Source organism: Thiorhodococcus mannitoliphagus, from assembly GCF_010915725.1.
In the GTDB taxonomy this organism is placed as follows: domain Bacteria; phylum Pseudomonadota; class Gammaproteobacteria; order Chromatiales; family Chromatiaceae; genus Thiorhodococcus; species Thiorhodococcus mannitoliphagus.
Map to the genome: position 1 here is coordinate 55,501 of NZ_JAAIJR010000023.1, position 7,486 is coordinate 62,986.

The window sequence follows — 7,486 nt, forward strand, 5'->3', positions numbered from 1 at the left end:
GCCGTCGGGAAACAGGGGCGACGCGTCCGAACCCGATGCCGAGGCAGGCCGCTGGGCTTGCCCCACATCTGATCGCGATTCCTCTTGTATCCGCGTATCCAAGACTTTTGTGTCGGCTGGCACTCTGCTCCCCTTATTTCAGCGGCTGGACCCACCGCAGTGTAGCGACTTGTCGACAACAATTCGCAATCCCCATCAGTTTAGCCCAGACACAGCCGCAAGGTCGCAATATCGGCCCCAAGCCAGACGACCGGGGCCAGATCGGCGGCCGCAATCCGCCGGCTCCACTCAGCATCATTGATCCGCACTCAAGGCATCGACGCGCTGGAAACCACGCGGCAGAAGGCGACCGCGCCTCCCGCGCTCACCCTTGTAGACATCGAGATCGGCTGGCTTGAGGGTCAAGGTGCGCTTGCCGGAGAGCACCGTCAAACTCCCACCCTCGGGAAGCACCGCGACCGCAATCATGATCTCCTCGCGGGTCTGCACCTTCGACGTGGGGATGCCGATGATCTTGTTCCCCTTGCCACGCGACATCTCCGGCAGCTCCGACAGCGGGAACAACAAGAGATGGCCGGCACTGGTCGCCGCCGCGAGCAGCAGACCCGTCACCTCCCCAACCCTGAGCGGCCGCAAGACCCCGGCACCCGCGGGCAGCGTCAGCACCGCCTTGCCCGCCTTGGGCTTGGCGATCAAGTCCTCGAGCTTGGCGACGAAGCCATAGCCGGCGTCCGAGGCGAGCAGGTAGCGCGCCTGAGGAGCATCACCCAGCACGGTGACGAACCGGGCACCCGACGGCGGATCCAGACGCCCCGTCAGCGGCTCGCCCTGGCCACGCGCCGAAGGCAAGGTATGGGCTTGCAGCGCGTAGCTGCGGCCCGTGGAGTCGAGGAAGACGACCGTTTGATTGCTCCGCAGACGCGCAGCGCTCAAGAAAGTGTCGCCCGAGCGGTAGCTCAGACCGGCCGGGTCGACCTCGTGCCCCTTGGCGGCCCTGACCCAGCCCTTATCCGACAGTACAACGGTGACCGGCTCGCTCGGTGCCAGCTCCGTCTCGTCGATCGCGGCGGCCGCGCTCCGCAGCACCAGGGGCGATCTGCGCGCATCACCATACTTGTCGGCATCGGCGGCAATCTCATCGCGAATCAGTCTCTTCAGGGCCTGCTCGTCGCCCAGCACCCGCTGCAAAGCATCGCGCTCCTCGGCCAGCTCCGCTTGCTCGCCACGGATACTCATCTCCTCCAAACGCGCAAGCTGGCGCAGCCGCGTGTTGAGCACATACTCGGCTTGGGCATCCGTGAGCCCGAACCGAGCCATGAGCGCGGGCTTGGGCTCGTCCTCGGTGCGAATGATGCGGATCACTTCGTCGATGTTGAGGAAGGCGATCAGCAGGCCTTCCAAGAGATGCAGTCGCTCGAGCACCTTCTCCAAGCGATGCTGGAGGCGGCGGCGCACCGTCTCGGTCCGGTAGATCAGCCACTCGACCAACATCTCACGCAAGTCCATGACACGCGGACGGCCGTTCAGGCCGATCATGTTCATGTTGACGCGATAGCTCCGCTCCAGGTCCGTGGTCGCGAAGAGATGCGACATCAGCCGCTCGACGTCGACCCGATTGGAGCGCGGCACGATCACCAGGCGCGTCGGGAACTCGTGATCGGACTCGTCCCTGAAGTCCTCGATCATCGGCAGCTTCTTGGCATTGAACTGCGCCGCGATCTGCTCCAGCACCCGGCTGCCCGAGACCTGATACGGCAGGGCGGTAATGACGATGTCGCCGCGCTCCACCTCGTAGCAGGCCCGCTGCTTCACGCTCCCGTTGCCGGTCTGGTACATCTTCACGAGTTCATCCGCGGCCGTGACGATCTCGCCCGCCGTCGGGAAATCCGGACCCGGGATGAAGCGCATCAAGTCGCACAGGCTCGCCTCCGGATGCTCGAGCAGATGGATGCAGGCCTTCGCCACCTCGCGCAGATTGTGGGACGGAATGTCGGTCGCCATGCCGACCGCGATTCCGGTGGCGCCATTCAAGAGCAGGTTCGGCAGCCGCGCCGGCAGCAGGCGGGGCTCGTTCAGCGTGCCGTCGAAGTTGGGCTGCCAGTCGACGGTGCCCTGTCCAACCTCACCGAGCAGGACCTCGGCATAGGGCGTCAGCCGCGACTCCGTGTAGCGCATGGCGGCGAAGGACTTGGGATCGTCCGGCGAGCCCCAGTTTCCCTGACCATCCACGAGCGGATAGCGGTAGCTGAAGTCCTGGGCCATGAGGACCATGGCCTCGTAGCAGGCGGAGTCGCCATGCGGATGGAACTTACCGAGCACATCACCCACGGTGCGCGCGGACTTCTTGAACTTGGCCGATGCGGAAAGACCAAGCTCGGACATGGCGTAGAGGATGCGCCGCTGGACGGGCTTGAGACCGTCGCCGATATGCGGCAACGCCCGATCGAGGATGACGTACATGGAGTAGTCCAGGTACGCCTTCTCGGTGAAATCCTTGAGGGGCCGACGCTCCAACCCCTCGGTGTTATAGATAGCTGTATCCGACATCGACAAACCGCAATCTGGTCAAGAGAAGGCCGCGCATAATGCGGCAAGGTGATCGCGAGGACAAACGCAAGACGTCAGACGGCCGCGCGACGAGCACCTTTGATGGCGGCGATGCGCGCGGCCCGAATGCGCTCCGGGATGAGGCGCCGCTCGCTGGTCGCGCGCGCGATGGCACCGACATCCAACGCCGCGACGGCGCTCAGCAGCTGCTGCAGCCTCTCTGCCTGCGGATAAGGCCGTCCCTCATAACCGCTGCGGCCGCGATAGTCGGCCTCGCAAGCGGTGAGCATCTGCGCAAAGCGCGTCGGCCGGCGGATAGCGTCCGTACGCTCGAGCAAGTCGAGGATGGTCGCGGCGCGCAGTTCCTCGACCTTGTGCACCAAGCCGTGGCTGCCGGCCGTAATCCGCGCCAGCTCGCGGCAGCGGCTCGGAATCTTGAAGCGCTCGCAGACAGCCTCGACGAGCCCCAAACCACGCTCCTCGTGACCATGATGTCGGGGCAGGATGTCCGCTGGCGTGGTGCCCTTGCCCAGGTCGTGACAGAGCGCCGCAAAGCGGACCTCGAGATCCTCGGAGAGGCTCGCGGCCATGTCGACGACCATCATCACGTGAACACCCGTGTCGATCTCCGGATGCCACTGCTCCGGCTGAGGCACGCCCCAGAGCCGCTCCAGCTCAGGCAGTAGGCGCGCCAGGGCACCGCACTCGCGCAGCACCTCGAAGAAGCGCGACGGCCGATCCTCCATGAGCGCGCGGGACATCTCCTGCCACACACGTTCCGCGACCAGCGCATCGACCTCGCCAGCGCCGACCATGGTGCGCATCAGCGCGAGCGTCTCGTCGGCGACCCGAAAGTCGAGATCCGCATAGCGCGCCGCGAAGCGCGCCAGCCTGAGGATGCGGACCGGATCCTCACCGAAGGCCGGCGAGACATGGCGCAAGACACGCGCCTCGAGATCGGCAAGGCCGCCGTAGGGATCGATGACGCTGCCGTCGGTATCCAGCGCCAGCGCGTTGATGGTGAGATCTCGGCGCAGCAGATCCTGCTCCAGGGTGACATCGGGCTCGGCGTGGACCTGAAACCCGTGATAGCCAGGTGCGGTCTTGCGCTCGGTCCGCGCCAAGGCGTATTCGTCCTTGGTCTCCGGGTGGAGGAAGACGGGAAAGTCCTTGCCGACCTGTAGAAAGCCGCGACTCAACATCGCTTCGGCCGTCGCGCCGATGACGACATAGTCACGTTCGCGAACACGCCGCCCCAGGAGCTGGTCGCGGACGGCGCCGCCCACAAGATAGGTCTCGAGCCCTTTCGTCACAGACATCTCAAGCTCCCGCACCCTGCGCACGCCTGCCAACGCGCCTGGAGCCGCGTGCCTAAAGGCTTTGTGAAAGAATCGCGCTGCATCCCAAGGACCAGTGGACTATTCCTGCCAATGCGGGATTATATCCGCCACGGCGATAGGGTTAGAATTCGCACAGCCCCCTTGACCTGACTCGACATGGGCTCGAGTCGCCCACTTCTCCATCAATGTCCTCGAGACGTTCAAGATGCGGTACATCGGATACATCCTTCTCCTAGCACTCATCGGCTATGGTCTGTGGCCCTATTACAGCGTCTATCGCTTGGACGACGCCATCAACGCGCCAGGCACGGTCGAGCTGGCCGAAATGGTGGATCTCCCCGCCATTCGCGCAAACTATAAAACACGCGTCTCGGCTGGCGTCAAAGGCGTCCTCCCCTCAGACGATCCGGACAGCGTAGTGAGCTGGATTCGCCAGAACCTCGAGCGACTCGGCGACTCAGCCCTGGAGCAGGCCATCACCATGGAATGGGTGCGCGACACGCTGCGCAGTGCGGTGACTCAGGCCACGGGCCAGACGCCGCCCTATCTGCTTGCCGGGATCGACTTCGCCTTCTTCGAATCCTACGACCGCTTCTTGATCCGTATCGGTGAACTCGGCCGAGGCGCCACCCATGTTCGTCTCTCCCTGATCGATGGTCAGTGGAAGATCACGGACATCATCCCCTGATCCCAGAAAGCGCGATCAGCCTCCAGCTTACACCCTTATCTTAGCGCTGCGCTGCGATCTCCCACTGCTCACGCGATGCTCAAGGGGGCCGTCTGGTGAGCAAGCCGCCAAGTGATCAGAAGGGCCTGAGTGCCACCAGAGTCATATCGTCGCGCCGCGGCTCATCACCACGATAACGCTCCAGCATGCCAAGCAAACCGCACAGCTGATCGCTCAGACTGAGTTCGGCGCGGCCTTGGAGCCACTCCAAGACGCGGCGGCGCCCAAGCAGCCGCCGCGGCGCTCCGCCCATCTGATCCGTGATCCCGTCGGTCATGAGATAGAAGGTCGATCCAACCTCGGCTCCAATGGTCTGATTGAGGATCTGGCGCGGCGGCGGCAGGCTCTGATAGCCCAGATGCCCGCGCGAGCCCCGGATGGTGGTCACCTCGCCATTCGCATCGATCTTGATCAGTGGAATCCCCCCCACGCTCGCGAACTGCATGCGCTGATCACGGCTGTTCCAGATGAGGACCGCCGCATCCAGACCGTCATCGGACTCCGACTCGGCACCAGCTTTCCCAGTACGGTCCTGGCGCAAACGCCCCCGGACTTCTCGGTCCAGCGCGGCAAGGATCTCGGCCGCGTCCCAAGCGGCGGGTTGACGCAGCAACTGCTGCGTCGCCGAGGCCACCACCAGGGTAATGAAGGCGCCGGGAACACCATGCCCAGTGCAATCTCCGAGCAGAATCAGATTCACATCGCCCCGCCGCTCGAGCCAATACCAATCCCCGCCCACCAGATGCAAAGGCTCCCAGAGGATCTCGATCTCAGGCACGGCGTCGTCCAGCGCATTCGGGTGCGGCAGCATGGCGGTCTGGATGCGACGGGCATAGCGATGGCTCTCCAACAGCCGACCGTTCGCCTCGCTCAAGTGGCTGTGGGCGCGATCGAGCTGCCCGAGCGCCCGCTCGACCTCGAGCTTCTGCAGCTCGAGGTCGCGGGTCCGCGCCTGGACGCGCGCGTCGAGATCCTGGGTGAGTGCGGTCAGTTGACGCTCGGCGCGATCACGCGCGTCGAGCCCATCTTGAGAGGCTTGCAGCAGGGTCGTCAGATTGCCGAGCAACAGCCCAAGCTCGTCGCGTGAATGCCCAAGCAGAGGCGGCGGCGCCCAGCCGCCCGGGCGCGCTGGATCCACCTCGGCGATCGCGTCGGACAGGCGCAACAAGGGCCTGGTGATCATGAAATAGAAGATGATCACGACCAACCCGGAGATGAAGAGGGCCCGCGCGATGCCGAGCATCGCGTCACGCATGGCCTGCTTTAGGAAGCGCTGGGCCAAGACGTCCGGGGATAGGTCCAGCGTCAGCACGCCGACCTCCGTGAGCGCGCCTCCTGGCACGGCGTATCGCAAGGGTCGCTCGAAATGGGTCACGTCGGCGAACAGCCAGCGCCAGGCGTGCATGTCGCCGGAGGTCGGTCGCTCGCGTTCCTCTTCGGCGAGCACCTGTCCGAAGTCATCGCGCAGCTCGACACGCCGCACCCTGTCGAAGACGAAGAGGCCGTCCACAAGCTGACGCCCGAGGTCAGGATGCAACTGATAGAGCGCCTCGGACGCGGAGCCCTCGACCAACGCCAGGGTTCGCTCGATGCCCTGATTGACGTCCTCGCGCATCCTGCGCCAATCGAGCACCAGCTCCAGGGCGCCGATGATGAGGCCGAGCGTCAGCATGATGAAGAGGGTGATGGCCGCCTGCTTCAGAGTCAGACCGCGCAGCGCAGGCACGGCATCATGGCGCCGACCTGCAGGGGCGGGCATCAGGGGGCGATTCTCCGAGCTAGTCCGGTAAGGCATCGCCCAATCCGGCGCGCTCGGCGAGCGCGGCGACGGCCTCGGACTCGAGCTGGATCCAGGCATCGAAGCGCTCGATCAGCGCTGGATGACGCCGTGTCGAGAGTCGATAATCACCGCGGGCAAACGGCAGGGACGGATCGAATCGCAGCACGTCCGGACGGCCGAAAGATCGCATCGATTGGTCGCGCGCGACGGCGACATTCGCATAGGCGGCATCGAGGCGGTGATTCAGCACCTGCTGAAACAGGGCGGTGAAGTCGGCATTCTCCTTGAGCGAGACCTGCCCCTGACTCAGCCTCGATCGCCAGGCGATGGGCGTAAACCCGATCAGGGTGCCAAGGGTGCGGATCTCGCTGGCGGGGAGCCCCAGACGCTGGGGTGTCACCAAGGTACCATCGACATAACCGAGGATTGGCCGGCTATAGTGGATCTCATAGCCCTCACGCTGCGCCAGGCTCCAGTCTGAATCGTCAGGATATTTGAAGTCGATGCGGTCTTGGAGAAGACTCGGCAGCAGCCTGGACGGTGGGAGTGGCAGGTAATCGAACTCGATGTCCGCCGCCACGGCAAAAGCGTCGAGAAGCTCGCGACCGAATCCCTCGAAGGTACCGGTGTGACCGGCCTGGTAGGGTCGGTAGTCGATATTCTCGACGCCAACAAGATATCGGGCGGCGAAGGCCCCGCTCATCGACCCCGTCCACAGGAGGCCCAGGCCAGCCAGCAAGAGGGACAGGCGCCTGGCCTTCACGCCACGCTACTCAGGGGCCGGGGTTGTCCGTGCGACCATCACCCGATCACGCCCCGCATCCTTCGCGGCGTAGAGTGCGTGATCGGCACGGCTGATGGCCTTCTCGAGGGTCTCCTCGCCCTCGAGGACCACGACGCCCACGCTGACGGTCACCGACAGCGTTTGGCTGCTCCAAAGCGTCTCATTGGCGCGAACACGGGCACAGAGACGCTCTGCTGCGGCCTGCGCCGTGGCGAGATCCGCCTCCGGAAGAATGGCCAGGAATTCCTCTCCGCCAAAACGGCCGGCGATATCACCCTTGCGCAGACTCGAGCGCAGCAGAAAGCCGA

General features: G+C 64.7%; 6 protein-coding genes. 1 reads left to right on the forward strand and 5 read right to left on the reverse strand.

The genetic code is table 11. The features are described from left to right. Positions 1-294: 294 nt before the first annotated feature. Together parC and G3480_RS07825 are read right to left on the reverse strand one after the other, a co-directional pair. Entirely contained in the window at positions 295-2,547 is a 2,253-nt protein-coding gene (parC, locus tag G3480_RS07820; protein WP_164653316.1) for a DNA topoisomerase IV subunit A, read from the reverse strand. A gap of 74 nt (positions 2,548-2,621) precedes the next feature. Next, the gene (locus tag G3480_RS07825; protein ID WP_164653317.1) at positions 2,622-3,866 is read right to left on the reverse strand and encodes a multifunctional CCA addition/repair protein; all 1,245 of its coding nucleotides are present in this window, start codon (positions 3,864-3,866) and stop codon (positions 2,622-2,624) included. Positions 3,867-4,092: 226 nt separating this feature from the next. On the opposite strand from G3480_RS07825, the gene G3480_RS07830 reads away from it, so the two are divergent. Continuing rightward, on the forward strand, positions 4,093-4,575 hold the full coding sequence (locus G3480_RS07830) for a DUF2939 domain-containing protein (protein WP_164653318.1): 483 nt from the start codon (positions 4,093-4,095) through the stop codon (positions 4,573-4,575). Positions 4,576-4,690: 115 nt separating this feature from the next. Here G3480_RS07830 and G3480_RS07835 read toward each other — a convergent pair whose 3' ends face one another. From G3480_RS07835 to G3480_RS07845, 3 genes are all read right to left on the reverse strand, one after another. Beyond that, positions 4,691-6,373 carry a PP2C family protein-serine/threonine phosphatase gene (locus G3480_RS07835; RefSeq protein WP_164653319.1) on the reverse strand — a complete coding sequence of 561 codons (1,683 nt, stop codon included), beginning with the start codon at positions 6,371-6,373 and terminating at the stop codon, positions 4,691-4,693. 19 nt (positions 6,374-6,392) lie between these two features. Next, a complete protein-coding gene (locus tag G3480_RS07840) occupies positions 6,393-7,097 on the reverse strand; it encodes a type 2 periplasmic-binding domain-containing protein (RefSeq protein ID WP_164653320.1) in 705 nt (234 codons plus the stop codon). A 66-nt stretch (positions 7,098-7,163) separates the two neighbouring features. Beyond that, on the reverse strand, positions 7,164-7,486 hold a 323-nt coding region (locus tag G3480_RS07845; RefSeq protein ID WP_164653321.1), incomplete at its 5' end, for a diguanylate cyclase.